Consider the following 15,722-nt stretch of genomic DNA (forward strand, 5'->3'; position numbering starts at 1 on the left):
CGCGCCTCTCGGCACCACCTCGTTCATCCCATGGCAACGAAGCCAGAAAGTGAGCTCACCATGCATTCGACGACCTCCCGCACCCCCCTGCTGCGGGTCCTCGCAGCGAGCGCCGCGGCCCTCACGCTCCTGACCCTGCCCGCCTGTTCCGCCGCCGAGCCCACCGGTGCGGGGGCGGGCGGGGAGCTGACGGTCGACCTCTCGGAGTTCCTCGAGCCGCTCGACGCGTACCCCGTGCCCACCGAGCCCGTCGAGGACGTCGCGTCGCTGGAGGGCAAGACCGTCTACTACATCCCGATCACGCAGCAGTCACCCCAGTTCGGCGTGACGGGCCCGGCTCTCGCGGAAGCGCTCGGCACGGTGGGCATCGACGTGCAGACCTGCAACGGCAACGGCACGCCCACCGACATCTCGGCCTGCCTGAACCAGGCCGTCAACCAGGGCGCCGTCGCTATCGTCGCCGACGCGATCTCGTATGCCATGGCCGCCAACGCGTTCGACGCGGCCCGCGCGGCCGAGGTCCCCGTGATCATCGGCAACCAGGTGCCCGACCCGGAGCACCCGGCCGACGAGACGCTCGCCTACCTCGAGGGTGACGCCGGCGCGGCGATGCAGGTCGCGCTCGCCCGCTGGGTGGCGCAGGACTCGGGCGGCACGGCGAACGTGCTCATCAACCAGTCGGTGGACGGGAAGTCTCCCGGTGTCTTCGTCGATGCGGGCGAGGCCGAGTACGCGGAGATCTGCCCCGACTGCAAGGTCACGATCAACGAGGTCACCTCGGCCAACTTCTCCATGATCCCCTCCTCGACCAGCTCGGCGCTGCTGCAGAACCCGGACGTCACCTACGTGGAGTCCCAGTTCGCGCAGTACCTGCAGCCCACCCAGACCGGCGTCCAGCAGTCCGGGCGGACCGGCTCCATCAAGGGCTTGACCGGGTCCGCGCAGGTCGGCGCGCTCCAGGCCCTGGAGTCGGAGAACTTCCTCGCCGCGGCGTCCGGGCAGGCGTCCGCCTATCGCGGCTGGGCATACGGCGACGCAGTGCTACGCCTCGCGCTCGGCACGGAGCTTCCCGAGTACACGGTCCCGGTGCGCCTGTTCACGGCGGACAACATCGGTGACGTGACACTCACCGAGGAGGCCGAGGCGTCGGGCGAGTGGTTCGGCCCGGCCACGTTCCGCGACGACTTCACGGCATTGTGGGGCGCGCAGTGATGACCGACCCGACCACGGAGGCGCGGTCGATGACGGCCGCGCCTCCGGCGCAGCGGCTGTCGATCACCGGCCTGTCCAAGACGTTCGGCCGGAGCCGAGTGCTGACCGACGTCGCGCTGGACGTACGGCCCGGCGAGATCCACGCCTTGGTCGGCCAGAACGGATCGGGCAAGTCCACGCTGGCCAAGATCCTGAACGGTTTGCACACGCCGGACCCAGGGGCTTCGGTCACGATCGGCGGCGTCCCTCTCGCCCTGCCGGTACGGCCACGGGACCTGCGGACCCACGGCATGGCGGTGGTGCACCAGAACCTGGGCCTGGTCGACGACCTCAGCGTGCTGGAGAACATGCGAGTGGGCCGGCTCACGCCCAGCCGCTTCCTGCGGCGCGTCCGCTGGGCGGACGAGCGCGCGGAGGCGAGCGCCGTCTTCGAGCGCATCGGCCGCGACGTCGCCCTGGACGCACGGGTCGGCACGCTGCACGAGGAGGAGCGCGCTACGGTCGCGATCGCACGAGCCCTGCAGGACGCGGCTACCGGCACGGGCCTGATCGTCTTCGACGAGTCGACCCGGGCACTTACCCGGCGCTCCCTGGAGCACTTCTTCACGCTCCTGGACGAGATCGTCAGCACCGGCACGTCGGTCCTGATGATCACGCACCGCCTCGAGGAGGTCATCAGCGGGGCGGACCGGGTGACTGTCCTCCGGGACGGCCGTGCCGTGGTGTCCGGCGCGGAGGTCGAGGGCATGACCGAGCCGGAGCTCGCGGGCCTGATCCTCGGCAGCAACCTGGTCGATCTCGAGCACCGGCCGACCTCTGCCGGCGTCGAGGGCACCGCACCGCTGCGCGTCGACAGTCTGACCGGACAGAGCGTCACCGACGTCTCGTTCGAGGTCCGGCCCGGAGAGATCGTCGGCCTCACCGGTCTGGCCGGGTCCGGGTACGACGAGGTTCCCTACCTCCTTGCCGGCGCCACCCCGGCGGCGACGGGCCGCATGACGACGTCGGGCCTGACACTGGGCCTTCCCGGACTCACCCCGGCGGCGGCCATCGAGCACGGGATCGCGCTCGTCCCCGAAGGGCGCGAGCGCTCCGGGCTCGCCCTGGAGCTGACCGTCACCGAGAATCTCGGGTTCCCGAAGACCGCTCGTGCGCGCAAGCGGCTGCGGCCGCTCGATCGCCGGGCCGAGCGCACGCTGGTCCAGGACTGGAGCGAGCGGCTCGACGTGCAGCCGCGTCGCCCTCGGGCGCCCGTCGGCACCCTGAGCGGCGGAAACCAGCAGAAGGTGTTCGTCGCGAAGTGGCTCGCCACCGATCCCGACCTGCTGCTCCTGCACGAACCGACCCAGGCGGTCGACGTCGGCGCGCGCCACACGATCGTCGCTGCGATCCACGAGAAGGCACGCGCCGGGGCATTCGTCATCGTCGCCGGGTCCGACGAGAACGAGCTGGCGCTCCTGTGCGACCGGGTCCTGGTCTTCGACGACGGGCGGATCCGCCGCGAGCTGACGTCGACGCCCGACCTCACGCCTGACGCGATCGTTGCGGCGATCTACACCGACGGTTCGCGCGCCCGGCTGCGCGGGCTGCGGAAGGACGGATCACGACATGAGGAGTAACGGATGACCGAGCCTGATGAGAAAATCGACGACTTCTTCTCGTCTGCGCGGGTGACGGCCCGTGCCGAGGACGTCACTCTCGGGCAGGAGAGCTACCGGGAGCACCTCTACGAGCAACAGGATCCCGTCCTGGCCCGGTGGCGAGGCCTTGGGTACGAGGAGTTCTCGGCACAGAAGCGATCCCCCGACTTCGTCCAGGAGCTGCTCTCGTCGTGGCAGGCGCTGTACGACGAGCCGTTCGTCGGCGTGACCTCGGACGGTGTCGTCCGCGACGACGTGCACCGCCTGCATCAGGCCGCGACGCCGGCGGACCCGGCGCCGGTCCACGCGGCCCAGCGCGTCCTCGACCTGTTGACGACCGACCAGCGTGACCGGTACTGCCACCCGGTCGACGCTCCGCAGTGGCGTGCGTGGAGCAACCCCGAGTTCGTCATCCACGAGGTCGGGCTGCGTCTGGAGGAGCTGACCGACGAGCAGGCCGATGCCGTCCTCGGGCTCGTCCGCGCCTCCCTCAGCCCCGAGGGCTACGAACGAGTTCGGGAGGCCATGGAGCTCAACCGCTTCCTGGGCGACCTCGTCGGCCTGCCCGCCCTGATGAACGAGCGCAGCTACTGGGTGTCGCTCTTCGGAACCCCGTCGACCGACGGTCCCTGGGGCTGGCAGCTTTTCGGGCACCATGTCGCGGTGAATTTCATGTCGGTGGGAGGCCGCCACGTGATCGCCCCGGTATTCCTCGGCGCAGAACCGGCATTGGCCGACGGCGCCCGGGTCGCTCTCTTCGACGCGCGCGAGACGCTGGCGATCGAGCTGGCGTCGTCCCTGACACCCGAGCAGCGTGCCGAGGCGATCGTCTATGCGTCGGTGCTCGACCCCGCGATGCCCGAGGGCCGACTGCACCCCGCAGACGAGCGCCACGTGGCCGGGGCGTTCCGCGACAACCGGGTCGTCCCGTACGAGGGACTGCGTGCCTCGGCGCTCACCGACGCCCAGTGGGGGCGGCTGCGCGGGATCGTCGAGGACTTCCTCCTCCTGCTCGTCGAGCCGCAACGAGAGGCTACGCTGCGGGACGTCGACGCGTTCCGGGACGAGACCTGGTTCGCCTGGTACGGGGGCACCGACGGTTCCCAGCCGTTCTACCTGCGGATCCAGAGCCCGGTCGTGCTGGCCGAGCTCGACCACCACGCCGGCGTGTGGCTCAGCAACAAGCTCCCCGCCCGGTTCCATGTGCACACGACGCTCCGGCTGCCGAACGGCAACGACTACGGGCGGGCCTACCTCGCCCAGCTCGCGGACAGGTCACCCGCGACCTGACCGGGGACACCCGTGAAGCTCGGAAGCACGGACGTGGGCCCGGCACGTATCGGGCCCACGTCGCCGCTCCAAGTCAGCCGGCGCTACGGGCCTCGTCCGCGGCCTCTGCCGCCAGCCGCGCCTCGTGCTGGGCGACCGCCGTGACGGAGTTGAGCTCGTGCCGGCGGGCTGCCGTCTCGATGACGTCGGGGTCGGCGCCGCCCGCGATGAGGTCGATGAGCCCGTCGTGCTCGGCGACCGCCGCCATTGCCCGGCCCGGGGCGTACCAGAACGCGGACCGGCGGATCAGCTCCAGCCGGGTCCATTCCGCCTCCACCAGGCCGCTCAGCCGGTCGTCGCCGCACTGCGAGCACAGGAGCAGATGAAACTGACGGTTGAGGCGCCCGAAGAGCGCCGGGTCGAAGGTCGAGAGCGCCTCGGCCATCTGCCTGTTCAGGGTCCGTGCCCGGTCGAGGTCCTCCTCCGACAGGCGCGTGGCGGACAGTGCGGTGGCGTAGCCTTCCAGCCGGGCGAGCAGCTGCATCGTCCGCTCCCACGAGCCCGTGTCGAAGGTCCTCACGACCGCGCCGGCGTTGCGAACGATCTCCACCCAGCCCTCGGCCTCCAGACGGCGCAACGATTCCCGCCAGGGCACGGAGCTGATGCCGTGCTCACGCACGAGCTGGTCGATCACCAGCCGGTGACCGGGCGCGTATGCGCCCTCCATGATGCCTTTGCGCAGGATCTCGTAACTCTGGTCAGCCTTGCTCAGGGCCACGCCCACAACCTCCTCCTTGAGACGGTGTCTTGCCGTCGCATCCGCGCCGTCGCTGATGCGACGACAGACCCGTCACTCATGACCAAGATCATATCGGAAATCGCACAGGATCATCGGATCCCCCCGGACCCGGCCGGCAGGTCCGTCCGGCCAGATACCACCACCTCGGACACACGACCGAACGCGAGCGCGACGCCGCCGAGTGCCTGTGAGCGCTGGCCCAGCTCGCCCGGCGCGACGAGGAGCGACCTCGTCGTACCGCTGCTGCCGAACCGGGCGACAGCGTCGTTCACGCCCCGGAACAGGTGCTCCCCCGCCGCGCCCGGGAGGCCGTCGACGAGGACGGCCTCGGGACTGAGGAAGGCGACGAGCTGTGCCAGTGTCCGGCCGACCACCATGCCGGCTTCGTAGAGCACGGTCGTGGCCGCGCGATCGCCGGCCGTAGCGAGCTCAGCCAGGGCGACGACATCGACCACCCGGTCCGGGTGGACGGGCTGGAGCGCACCGGTCAGGGCGTCGACGGACGCGACCGTCTCCAGGCAGCCGACATTCCCGCAGACGCAGGCCCGCCCGGCGTTAGCCACGCGGACGTGCCCGATGTCGCCGGCGAACCCGCCACCCCGGTACAGGGCGCCCCCGAGCACGACACCGGCCCCGACGCCGTGAGACACCACAACCCGCACGACATTGCTCAGACCTCGCCCGGCGCCGAAGACGACCTCGCCGACCGCACCGAGGTCGGCGTCGTTGCGCACATGGACGACGTCGGTGACGGTGCGGAGCCCGATCGTGCCGGCCAGATCGATGTCGCGCAGGTCCCCCGACACGGGCCGGCCCGCCGGGTCGACGGGCGACGGCACGCCCACGACCGCGCCCACGAGCTCCAGCCCATGGGCGCGCACCACCTCCATCGACTCGGCGACGAGCACGCCGGCGAGCGTGAGCTGCTTGGCCGTCGGCCGTCGCCTGCCCGCCGACCGAGTCCGCTCGACGAGCAAACGGCCCACGGAGTCAGCGACGAGCACACGCACGTGCGAGCGACCGACGTCGACGGCGAGCGCGACGCCGGTGGCAGGTGCCGCCTCGACAAGCTCGGCGGGGCGGCCGCGTTCGGGATGGTTCCGCCGACCCGAGCGCGCCAGGAGCCCGGCGCCGAGCAGCTCCGAGACGATGCCGGAGACGGTTGGCCGCGACAGCCCCGTAGCCCGGGCGATCTCGGCGCGGCTCGTCCCGCCACTCTTCCGGACGAGCGCCAGGACACGTTCGCGGTTGATGTCACGCAGGGATGTGCGGCGCGCCGTGGCCATGGCTGAGGATCGTACGAGCCGGGGCGGGATCTGTCGCGCTCCTGATCAGATCGGCGCGCGGTGCCCGCCGCGACGACGGCCACCGCGCCGGTTTATGACAAGGCACACGACGGAACCAGTTCTCAGACGACGCCATCGGTTGCCGTGGCCGGGGCCTCTCCGGATGATCGGCCCCGGACGCCCGCCAACGGCGCGTCCCCGTACGCATCACCCGAGAGGGACCGGAACACAGAGCTGTGCCCGGGGAGAGGGAGCCATGCGTCCATCGAGAATTCGCAACGTCGCGGGAGGCGCCGTCCTCGCCGCGATCATGACCGTCACGCTCGCGCAAGCACCCGCGGGTCCGAACGCCGGTAGTGCCACCGAGCAGGCAGCGACCGTGCAGGCAGGCAGCGGCCAGCACACCGAACGTGACGGTCGCCCCGTCAGCACCGTCGTGTCGACCGAGTCGGGCAAGGTCCGGGGTGAGGCCGGCGCGATGGTCACGTCGTACGAGGGCATCCCGTACGCCGCGCCTCCCGTCGACGACCTGCGCTGGCGCTCCCCGCAACCGGTCGAGGCGTGGCGTGGGGTGCGCGACGCCACGGCACCGGGACCGTCGTGCGTGCAGGGGTCCGGCTGGGACCCCGGCTACGAGGAGCCCACGCTGACCGAGGACTGCCTCTACCTCAACGTCCACCGGCCGAGCACAGCCGACCGCAGGCTGCCGGTGTTCGTCTGGATCCACGGCGGCGGCAACACCGGCGGCGCCGGCAGCGACACCGACCCCGCCAAGTTCGTCTCCCGCAGCGACGTCGTCTACGTCACTGTCAACTACCGCCTCGGCGCCATGGGGTACCTCGACACCCCCGCCCTGGAAGCGTCGAACGACGACGACGGCTCGACCGGGAACTTCGGGATCCTCGACCAGCAGGCGGCGCTCCGCTGGGTCCAGGACAACATCGCAGCGTTCGGGGGCGACCCGCGCGCCGTGACGATCGGCGGCCAGTCCGCGGGCGCGAGCAACACGTGCGTGCACCTCTCGGCCCCCGGCTCCCAGGGCCTGTTCGACCGCGCCATCATGCAGAGCGGCAGCTGCTCCGCCCGGACGCCCGATGCCGCCCAGAGCTCGGGAGAGGCGCTCGCGGCCGTGCTCGGCTGCCCCGACACCGACGCCCAGGTCGCCTGCCTGCGCGGCGCCTCCGCGGCCGAAGTGCTCGCTGCCCAGCAGGAGGTGCGCCAGTCCGGGGCCGTCGCGGGCAACGCCGTGCTGCCGACGGACCCCGCCGAGCTGCTCGCCACAGGTCGTCTGGCCGACGTGCCGGTCCTCCTCGGCGCCACCTCCGACGAGTCGCAGCAGAGCGTCTTCGCCACGTACGACTACGTCGACGACCCGCTGACCGTGGACGGCCTTTATGACCTGATCACCGAGAGGTTCGACGAGCATGCGGATGCGGTCCGCGAGGCCTATCCTGCCGACGACTATGCCTCGCCCACCGTCGCGTGGGGCGACGTCCTCAGCGACCAGCGTGCCTGCCGGGACCAGAACATCCGCGACGCGATGGCTGCCGGCAACCGTACCTACACCTACGAGTTCGCGGAGCAGGACGGGCCGCCGTTCACCTCGATCTGGCGGCTCGGCACGGACTACCCGTTCGGCGCCACGCACGTGAACGACCTCGGCTACCTCTGGGACTACCTCGGCACCGCCCTGCCGTTCAGCGCCGACCAGGTGCGGTTGTCGGACCAGATGATCAGCTACTGGTCGTCGTTCATCACCACGGGCGAGCCCGACGTGCGGACCGCACCCGCCTGGCCGCGCTACCGCCCCGGCGGACAGGTCATGCAGCTCACGGCGCCGTCGGGGCACGTCGTCGACAGCGCCGCGATCGACGCGGCGCATGGCTGCGACCTGTGGGACGAGGTCGGCACGACCTCCTGACTCCTGCGCCACGGACGACCGGAGGTGCCGACGATTTGCGCGTCCTTCCGTTCGCTCCCCGAATGACGTCCGCAGGGGAACCACCAGCAGTCCACGCCGTCCCGATGTCTCGCACCGAGAGGTGAACGATGAGCTTCAGCACCCGACGAAGGATCGTCATTGCGGTCATGGCGGTCGCCACGACCGCTGCAACCCTTCTGAGCACCACATACGTCCAGGACCGGCAGATCGAACGGGGCGATCAGGATCGTCCCGGGTTCACGATCGTCAGCACCAGCGACGGGGCGCTGCGTGGCAGCGTCGAGCGCGACCGTCGCGAGTTCCTGGGTGTGCCGTACGCCGCACCCCCGGGCCGCTGGGAGCGACCCACGGAGGTCGAACCGTGGCGGGGCGTCCGCGACGCCACCGTGCCGGGCGCCGAGTGCGTCCAGCAGGCGGTGTTCTGGCGCCCGGGGCATGCGGCAAGCACCACGGAGGACTGCCTGTTCCTTGACGTGTACACGCCCCGCGACATCACGAAAGACGCTCCCGTCGTGGTCTTCTTCCACGGCGGGGGCAGCATCAACGGGTCGTCCCAGGACGCGGTCCCCGCGCGCATGGCGGCGCGGGGCGACGCCGTCGTGGTCTCCGCGAGCTACCGTCTCGGCCTCATGGGCGGGCTGTACCTGCCGGAGCTCGACAACGAGTCCCCCGACGGTGAGTCGGGCGGCAACTACGGCAACCTCGACAAGATCCAAGCCTTGCGCTGGGTCCAGGACAACGCTGCGGCGTTCGGGGGCGATGCCGACAACGTGACGATCGCCGGCCAGTCCGCAGGCGCGGGCGCCGTCTGCTTCCTGCTGGCGTCGCCGAGTGCGGAGGGCCTGTTCGACCGGGCGGTCATCGAGAGCTCGGGAAGCTGCGGCTCCACGGTCTCTGCGGAGGCAGCCGCAGCGCGGGGCGCCCGGGTGGCCGAGCACCTCGGCTGCACGGACGAGTCGGAGCGGCTCGCGTGCCTGCGCGCCAAGCCCGCCGAGGACGTACTGGCCGCGCAGGTCGACCTCGGCGTCGGAAGCTCGACCGTGCCCGGTGGCGCCGACCTTCCTCTTGCGCCCGCCGATGCCTTCGCCGCCGGTGACTTCAACGAGGTGCCCGTCATCTACGGCACCACCCGCAACGAGGACCGAGCGTTCGTGTACGAGCAGAACGATCTCGTCGCACAGCCCCTGCCCGCGAGCAGGTACGAGGCCACGGTGCGCGCCGAGCACGGCGACGCCGCCGAGGCGCTGCTCACCGCGTACCCGCTGGGCGACTTCGACACGCCCGGGCTCGCCCTCGCCCAGCTCGGCACAGACGAGCGGGTCTGCACGGGGCAGCCGGTCCTCGACGCCCTGGCGACGCACGTACCGACCTACGCCTACGAGTTTCAGGACGAGACCGCGCCCGGCCGTCCCTACATGACCGTGCCGTCGTCCTTCCCGATCGGCACCGGCCATTCCTCGGAACTTGCGTACCTCTGGGGCTCCGCGACCGGCGAGCCGCTCGACCCGGTCCAGCTGCGACTGTCGGCGCTCATGATCGACTACTGGACGCAGTTCGCACGCTCCGGTGATCCGAACGACCGGGGCGTGCCGACGTGGCCCACCGCCGACGACGGCGAGCGACTGGCGCTCCAGTCGGGCGGGCGGACCGAGGTCATGACCGGCAGCGACTTCCGCGCCAGGCACCGCTGCGACGTGTGGGAGTCGATTGCCTGATCCGGACCGCCATCTCCGGCGGTCGCACGGGGCTACTCCGCCGGCTCGCCCATGACCCGGCGGAGCAGCCCCGCCACACCGGGATTCGTGGATGCACCCGGCCGGGAGAGCACAAGAGCACGCAGGGGCCGCGGCTCGGGATCGAGGCGGCGCACGACGACGTCGAACCGCGCCAGGCTCGCCCGGTCCGGGTCTGGCAGGATCGCGCGCGCGATGCCGGCCTCGACGAGCGGCAGCCCCGCCTGGATGGTCTCGACCGTGCGCACCGAGCCCGGCGTGATGCCATGGCGGCGGAAGGTCGCGTCGACCGCCTCGGGGAGGCTCGGGACCGCCGGCGAGCGCCGGGGCAGCAGCATGTGCGCGCCGTCGAACGCGCGCAGCGGGAACGGGTCGAGCGCGCCGTGCTCCTCCGGCGGCAGCGCCGCCACGAGCGGGACGGGCCCCCAGTCGTGGACGGCGAGCGTCCCCCGGTGCCGCGCAGCGAACCGCTGGGGGTCTGCGACCACGACGGCGGCCAGGTCGGCCGCACGCTGCTGCACCATCTCGACGGCGGTCCAGGGCGGCGGGTCCACGAGCCGCACCTCCAGGTCGGGCGACTGGCGGGCGTGGGCGCGCAGCAGGGCCGGCACGCGGTGCCACATGAGCTGGGGCACCGCCGCCAGCGTGACCGTCCCCGCCAGCCCCGCACCGAACCTCCGCAGCTCCGCGACGATGTCGTCGACGTCACCGAGCAGGCGCGAGGCGGCGTCGAGCAGGTAGTGCCCCGCGCTCGTCGGCTCGACTCCTCGTGGCGAACGCACCAGGAGGGGCACGCCCACCTCCTTCTCCAGCTTCGCGATGGCGACGCTCAGGGGCGGCTGGGAGAGGTGCAGCTCCGCTGCTGCGGCAGTGAGCGACCCGGCCCCCACCACCGTGGTGAAGTACCGAAGCTGGCGCAGTTCCATATGCCAAGGATAGAACGGCACCCGGTGCGATACGCCTGATGTATGACTGCCCTTGGAGATTCGTTCTTCCCTGCGGTGCCGCCTCGGTGCGACCCTGGCGATCGCAGGGCCCTCCCCGTACCTGCAGCTGTAGGAAGGAGCCGACGATGCTTCCCGTCACCAACCCCGATCCGACATTCGCGCTCACCCGCGCCAGCCACGTCACGATGTCCGTCACGAACCTGGAGCGCAGCCGCGACTTCTACCGCGACGTCGTCGGCCTGGTGGTCACCGAGGAAAGCGACCATGCGGTCTACCTGCGCGGCCTCGAGGAGGCGGCGCACCACTCGCTGGTCCTGGAGCGCGCCGACCGGGCCCACGCCCGGCGCATCGGCCTGCGCGTACGCACGGCTGACGACGTCGTTGCTGCCGAGCGGTTCTGCAAGGCCGCCAACCTTCAGTTCGAGCGACTGGAGCGGCCCCATCAGGGGCCCACCCTGCAGTTCCGCGACCCCGTCGGCACACTCGTCGAGCTGACCTCCGAGATGGACGTCGTCCCCCGCAAGATGCAGGACTACCACGAGTACCGATCGGGTGCGCCGCAGCGCATCGACCACTACCAGGTGGTCACGTACGACGTGCAGACCGCGACGGACTTCTGGGCGGGTCTGGGGATGCGGATGTCGGAGTACACCGCCAAGGACGACACCGACGAGCTGTGGGGCACGTGGTTGGAGTGCAAGGGCAACACCCACGACCTGGTGTTCACCAACGGCAAGGGCCCCCGCCTGCACCACTTCGCGTTCGCCGTCCCGGACGCCACCTCCCTCATCCACGCCGCCGACGTGGCCGGTGCGCTCGGCTTCGGCGACGAGATCGACCGCGGTCCCGGGCGGCACGGCATCAGCAATGCGCTGTTCCTGTACCTTCGCGACCCCGACCAGCACCGCGTGGAGCTCTTCAACACGCACTACCAGTTCATGGACCTGGAGACCCCGCCGATCCGCTGGGACGTCACCGACCCGCGCAGGGCCCAGCTCTGGGGTATGCCCGCCTCGCGCCGCTGGTTCTTCGAGGCCAGCGAGTTCCCCGGCGAGGAGGTCCAGGAGCCCACCTTGCACGCCACGCCGGCCACGCTCGAGGACTACCTGGGGATCCACTGACATGACGACCGACCACCCCACGACGGCGCCAGGCACCCTGTCCGCAGGACTCCGCGACCGGCTGCTGCGCACTCCCGTAGCCGCGCTCTCCGCCGAGCTGCGGCGCCGCGGGCTGGACGACGTGACGATCGACGGCCCTCGCCCCCTGCACCCGGAAGCGAAGATGGTCGGCGTCGCCCGCACCCTTCGACTCGTTCCGCATCGCGTGGACCTGTTCGCGCAGCACGGCGGCGGCCAGAACGCACAGAAGCGTGCGTTCGACGCCGTCGGACCCGGTGAGGTCCTGGTGATCGAGGCGCGGGGCGAGACCGGCTCGGCCACGCTCGGCGACATCCTCGCCCTGCGCGCGCACGTCCGTGGTGCGGCAGGCATCGTGACCGACGGTGGGGTGCGCGACGTCGCCGCCGTCACCGCGGTCGGGCTGCCGGTCTACTGCCTGGGTGCCCACCCGGCCGTGCTCGGCCGAAGGCACGTCCCATGGGAGACCGGCGGCGTTGTCGTATGCGGCGGGACCACCGTCCTGCCGGGCGACGTGCTGGTGGGCGACGCGGACGGCGTCGTCGTCGTCCCGACCGACCTCGTCGAGGACGTGGTCGCCGCTGCGCTCACCAAGGAGGCCGAGGATGCTTGGGTCGCCGAACGCGTCGCCGAGGGCCACCCCGTGCACGGTCTGTTCCCGATGAATGCCGAGTGGCGCGCCAGGTACGAGGCGTCCCAGGAAGCCAGGACGGAGGACGCGTCGTGACGCTCGCCGACGAGACGATCACCGCGCTCGCCGCGGAGCTGGCCGAGGCGCACCGTACACGCAGAGTGATCCCCCGGATCACGTCCCGGTACCCCGAGGCGACGGTCGAGGACTCCTACGCGATCCAGGGTGTGTGGCGCGACGCCCGGCTCGCTGCCGGCAGCCGCCTCGTGGGCCGGAAGATCGGCCTGACCTCGCGCGCCATGCAGGCCGCGACGGGCATCACCGAACCCGACTACGGCGTCATGTTCGAGGACACTCTTTGGGAGAACGGCGCCGTGATCCCCGCCGACGCCTACTCCAACGTGCGCATCGAAGTCGAGCTCGCCTTCGTCCTGGCCGCTCCCCTCGAAGGCCCGCACTGCAGCGTGTTCGACGTGCTGCGGGCCACCGAGTACGTGACTCCTGCCCTGGAGATCCTCAACTCGCACATCGAGCTGCAGGGGCGCACCATCGTCGACACGATCGCGGACAACGCCGCCTACGGCGGCATTGTGCTGGGCGGGCGCCCGGTCCGGCCCGACGACGTCGACCTGCGCTGGATCTCGGCCCTGCTGTACCGGAACGAGGCCATCGAGGAGACCGGAGTCGCCGCCGGCGTCCTCAACCATCCGGCCACGGGCGTGGCCTGGCTCGCGAACAAGCTCCACCAGCACGACACACGCCTGGAGGCCGGCGAGATCATCCTGGCAGGGTCGTTCACCCGGCCCGTATGGGTCTGTGCCGGCGACTCCGTGCTGTGCGACTACGGACCGATGGGAACCATCACATGCCGCTTCCTCTGAGCCCCACCTTCCGCTCCGTGCTGGGCGGCGCGACCCGCCCGCTCGCCGGGATGTGGGTCTGCACCGGCAGCCCGCTCGTGGCCGAGATCTGCGCGGGCGGCGGCCTGGACTGGCTGCTGATCGACATGGAGCACGGACCCAACGGTCTCGGATCGGTGCTCGCCCAGCTCCAGGCGGTGGCCGCCTACCCGCCCGTCCCCGTGGTCCGCGTCCCGGCCAACGACGCCGTGACCATCAAGCAGGTGCTCGACCTCGGCGCCCAGAACATCCTCGTGCCCATGGTGTCGTCCGCCGACGATGCTCGCGCGGCCGTCGAAGCCGTGCGCTATCCCCCGCGCGGCCGCCGCGGCGTCGGCTCGGCGCTCGCGCGCTCCGCGCGCTGGAACAGGGTGGACGGCTACCTCGCCGACGCGGACGAGCACGTCTCGCTCTACGTGCAGGTCGAGAACGTCGATGGCGTCGACGCGGCGGCCGAGATCGCCGCCGTCGACGGCGTGGACGGCGTCTTCGTCGGCCCTTCGGACCTCGCCGCGTCGATGGGGTTCCTGGGACGGCAGACCCACCCGGACGTCATTGCCGCCGTGCTCCGTGCCTTCGCAGCCGTCCGGGTCACCGGCACCCCTGTCGGGGTCAACGCCTTCGACCCCGCTGTCGCCGACGCCTATCTAGCGGCCGGCGCATCCTTCGTGCTCGTGGGCGCGGACGTCGCGCTGCTCGCACGTGGTGCCGAGGAGCTCGCCGCGCGGTTCGGCGGCTCGGCGGCCCCTGAACGCGCCGGCTACTAACCCTTCTCGGCGACCTGGCTAGAGGGTGGTGACGTCAACGCGCCGGTTGTCGGGCTTGAACGGCAGCGTGCTGACGGTGGCCCGGATCTCTCGCTGGGGCGTGCCGGGCCGCCCCCACACCACGGTGACCTCGGTGCCGGGAGCCGTGTGCTCGCGGTCGAGCACGGACAGCGAAATGGTCTCTCCGACCGAGATGCTCAGCGAGCGTCCCGACGAGACGCCCACCCCGACATCACCCATCAACACCTGGTCGAAACTCATTCCCTGGTACCTCGGCAGCTCCATCGAGTCCACGGGGCCTTCCGTCGCAAAGGGCCCTTCGCCCAGAACCTGAGCGACATCGGCGTGGTCCCAGACGAGTCCGACCAGCGAGCGGCCCGGTCCACCAGCGGCGGCATCAGCGGCCAGTGCCTCGCGACCAAGGAAGTCGTGCGCGCCCACGGCGCGGCCACCCCAGCCGAGCTCCCCAGGCTTCCGGAAGAAGTCAGCCACTCCCGACGGCACGTAGCTGCCCATCATCGGCCGCTGCCGGAACTGGGTCGGCGCCCCGGGAGTGACGATCGACGACGGGAGGTAGTCGAGACCGTTCGTCGCGATGCCGGACTCGATGTGCTGCACGGACTGGCTGCGGTAGCCGAGCTGTCGAATGCCGTGACCCGCGCCCGCCTCGAGCAGGAGCGACCACACGGCGCTCCCGACAGCTGACGGCCCGTGGAGCTCATATCCGAGCTCCCCGGAGATCCCCGTGCGCAGGACCCGCACCGACATCCCGCACAGATCGACCACCACGCTCCTGTTGAACCGGAGATCCCGGAGCGACTCCCCGATCGCAAGCTCCAGCACCGCGAGCGACGTCGGGCCCTGGACCCCGAAGATGAAGGTGTCGGGGCTGACGTCGACGGCAACCGCATCCCACCCGCCCGTTCCGAGCTGCCAGCGAAGCCAGTCAGCACTCCCCGCGGTATAGAGAAACTCCTCCACCCCGAGCCGACACAGGATGCCCTCGGAGGCGACCAGACCGTTCGCGTCGAGCTGGACGCTGTGCTTGACCTGGCCGAGCTCGAACTTGCTCAGGTTGTTCATCCCCAGCCAGCTCAGGAACGCCAGTGCCTGCGGGCCCGACACCCGGACCTTGTTGAGGGGCGACCAGTCACCGATGTAGCAGGCTTTGGTGTGGACCGAGCTCTCTTCGGTCCACGTGGTGAACTCCCACGGCAGGAGCATCTGAGCGAAGTGTCCGTACACCCCGTTGCCGGTCCGGTCCTGCGTCGCGACACCCGGGCTGAAGTAGGCGGGCCGCTCCTCCGGAAACGCGCCCTCTCGATTCGCCACGAGCCGTTCGTACGCAGATCGCTGCGGACCTGCCTCCACGTCACCGGCCGGACGGGTTCCTCCAGTGGTCGTCATCGCGACCTCCTCTTCATTGAGCGCGCCTGGATAACTAGAACCATTTAGTTG

12 protein-coding genes and 1 pseudogene are annotated in these 15,722 nt (G+C 70.9%); 9 read left to right on the forward strand and 4 right to left on the reverse strand.

Going from position 1 to position 15,722, the window contains the following annotated elements:
• Positions 1-60 precede the first annotated feature (60 nt).
• From C8K30_RS04080 to C8K30_RS04090, 3 genes are read left to right on the forward strand one after another with little or no spacing between them, the layout of a single operon-like run.
• Positions 61-1,212, forward strand: a complete 1,152-nt coding sequence (locus tag C8K30_RS04080; protein ID WP_108491559.1) for a substrate-binding domain-containing protein — start codon at positions 61-63, stop codon at positions 1,210-1,212.
• Entirely contained in the window at positions 1,212-2,831 is a 1,620-nt protein-coding gene (locus C8K30_RS04085) for a sugar ABC transporter ATP-binding protein (protein WP_108491905.1), read from the forward strand. The genes C8K30_RS04080 and C8K30_RS04085 overlap by 1 nt, the downstream gene beginning before the upstream one ends.
• Before the next feature lie 3 nt (positions 2,832-2,834).
• Positions 2,835-4,142, forward strand: coding sequence for a DUF3500 domain-containing protein (locus C8K30_RS04090; RefSeq protein ID WP_108491560.1), 1,308 nt, complete (start codon positions 2,835-2,837; stop codon positions 4,140-4,142).
• A 73-nt stretch (positions 4,143-4,215) separates the two neighbouring features.
• Here the strand turns inward: C8K30_RS04090 and C8K30_RS04095 are convergent, their stop codons facing one another.
• Both C8K30_RS04095 and C8K30_RS04100 read right to left on the reverse strand, forming a co-directional pair.
• Positions 4,216-4,899, reverse strand: coding sequence for a GntR family transcriptional regulator (locus C8K30_RS04095; RefSeq protein ID WP_233256956.1), 684 nt, complete (start codon positions 4,897-4,899; stop codon positions 4,216-4,218).
• Positions 4,900-5,009: 110 nt separating this feature from the next.
• Positions 5,010-6,206: an ROK family transcriptional regulator gene (locus C8K30_RS04100; protein ID WP_146197320.1), complete on the reverse strand. Its 1,197-nt coding sequence runs from the start codon at positions 6,204-6,206 to the stop codon at positions 5,010-5,012.
• A 256-nt stretch (positions 6,207-6,462) separates the two neighbouring features.
• On the opposite strand from C8K30_RS04100, the gene C8K30_RS04105 reads away from it, so the two are divergent.
• Together C8K30_RS04105 and C8K30_RS04110 are read left to right on the forward strand one after the other, a co-directional pair.
• On the forward strand, positions 6,463-8,127 hold the full coding sequence (locus C8K30_RS04105; RefSeq protein WP_158280926.1) for a carboxylesterase/lipase family protein: 1,665 nt from the start codon (positions 6,463-6,465) through the stop codon (positions 8,125-8,127).
• Between the two features lie 128 nt (positions 8,128-8,255).
• Positions 8,256-9,863, forward strand: coding sequence for a carboxylesterase/lipase family protein (locus C8K30_RS04110; RefSeq protein ID WP_108491562.1), 1,608 nt, complete (start codon positions 8,256-8,258; stop codon positions 9,861-9,863).
• 32 nt (positions 9,864-9,895) lie between these two features.
• On the opposite strand, the gene C8K30_RS04115 is transcribed toward C8K30_RS04110, so the two are convergent.
• The gene (locus C8K30_RS04115; protein WP_108491563.1) at positions 9,896-10,807 is read right to left on the reverse strand and encodes a LysR family transcriptional regulator; all 912 of its coding nucleotides are present in this window, start codon (positions 10,805-10,807) and stop codon (positions 9,896-9,898) included.
• 146 nt (positions 10,808-10,953) lie between these two features.
• Between C8K30_RS04115 and hpaD the strand changes: the two genes are divergently transcribed.
• The 4 genes and pseudogenes from hpaD (at position 10,954) to C8K30_RS04135 (ending at position 14,264) form a co-directional block, all read left to right on the forward strand.
• Positions 10,954-11,949 (forward strand): 3,4-dihydroxyphenylacetate 2,3-dioxygenase, encoded by a 996-nt coding sequence (gene hpaD, locus C8K30_RS31180; protein ID WP_158280927.1) that lies wholly within the window; start codon positions 10,954-10,956, stop codon positions 11,947-11,949.
• Positions 11,936-12,694: pseudogene (locus C8K30_RS04125) on the forward strand (hypothetical protein); the annotation flags it as partial. The gene hpaD and the pseudogene C8K30_RS04125, both read left to right, overlap by 14 nt.
• Entirely contained in the window at positions 12,691-13,479 is a 789-nt protein-coding gene (gene hpaH / locus C8K30_RS04130; protein WP_108491566.1) for a 2-oxo-hept-4-ene-1,7-dioate hydratase, read from the forward strand. The pseudogene C8K30_RS04125 and the gene hpaH, both read left to right, overlap by 4 nt.
• Positions 13,464-14,264, forward strand: a complete 801-nt coding sequence (locus tag C8K30_RS04135) for an HpcH/HpaI aldolase/citrate lyase family protein (RefSeq protein ID WP_108491567.1) — start codon at positions 13,464-13,466, stop codon at positions 14,262-14,264. The genes hpaH and C8K30_RS04135 overlap by 16 nt, the downstream gene beginning before the upstream one ends.
• Positions 14,265-14,282: 18 nt before the next feature.
• Here the strand turns inward: C8K30_RS04135 and C8K30_RS04140 are convergent, their stop codons facing one another.
• On the reverse strand, positions 14,283-15,671 hold the full coding sequence (locus C8K30_RS04140; RefSeq protein WP_108491568.1) for a glycine cleavage protein T: 1,389 nt from the start codon (positions 15,669-15,671) through the stop codon (positions 14,283-14,285).
• Positions 15,672-15,722 lie beyond the last annotated feature (51 nt).

This window comes from Promicromonospora sp. AC04, assembly GCF_003058225.1.
Taxonomy (GTDB): Bacteria; Actinomycetota; Actinomycetes; order Actinomycetales; family Cellulomonadaceae; genus Promicromonospora.

Excerpts from the sequence above, each read along its gene's own strand:
- C8K30_RS04080 (WP_108491559.1), top strand. The coding sequence starts at position 61 with ATGCATTCGACGACCTCCCGCACCCCCCTGCTGCGGGTCCTCGCAGCG.
- C8K30_RS04085 (WP_108491905.1), top strand. The coding sequence starts at position 1,212 with ATGACCGACCCGACCACGGAGGCGCGGTCGATGACGGCCGCGCCTCCG.
- C8K30_RS04090 (WP_108491560.1), top strand. The coding sequence starts at position 2,835 with ATGACCGAGCCTGATGAGAAAATCGACGACTTCTTCTCGTCTGCGCGG.
- C8K30_RS04100 (WP_146197320.1), bottom strand. The coding sequence starts at position 6,206 with ATGGCCACGGCGCGCCGCACATCCCTGCGTGACATCAACCGCGAACGT.
- C8K30_RS04105 (WP_158280926.1), top strand. The coding sequence starts at position 6,463 with ATGCGTCCATCGAGAATTCGCAACGTCGCGGGAGGCGCCGTCCTCGCC.
- C8K30_RS04110 (WP_108491562.1), top strand. The coding sequence starts at position 8,256 with ATGAGCTTCAGCACCCGACGAAGGATCGTCATTGCGGTCATGGCGGTC.
- C8K30_RS04115 (WP_108491563.1), bottom strand. The coding sequence starts at position 10,807 with ATGGAACTGCGCCAGCTTCGGTACTTCACCACGGTGGTGGGGGCCGGG.
- hpaD (WP_158280927.1), top strand. The coding sequence starts at position 10,954 with ATGCTTCCCGTCACCAACCCCGATCCGACATTCGCGCTCACCCGCGCC.
- C8K30_RS04135 (WP_108491567.1), top strand. The coding sequence starts at position 13,464 with ATGCCGCTTCCTCTGAGCCCCACCTTCCGCTCCGTGCTGGGCGGCGCG.
- C8K30_RS04140 (WP_108491568.1), bottom strand. The coding sequence starts at position 15,671 with ATGACGACCACTGGAGGAACCCGTCCGGCCGGTGACGTGGAGGCAGGT.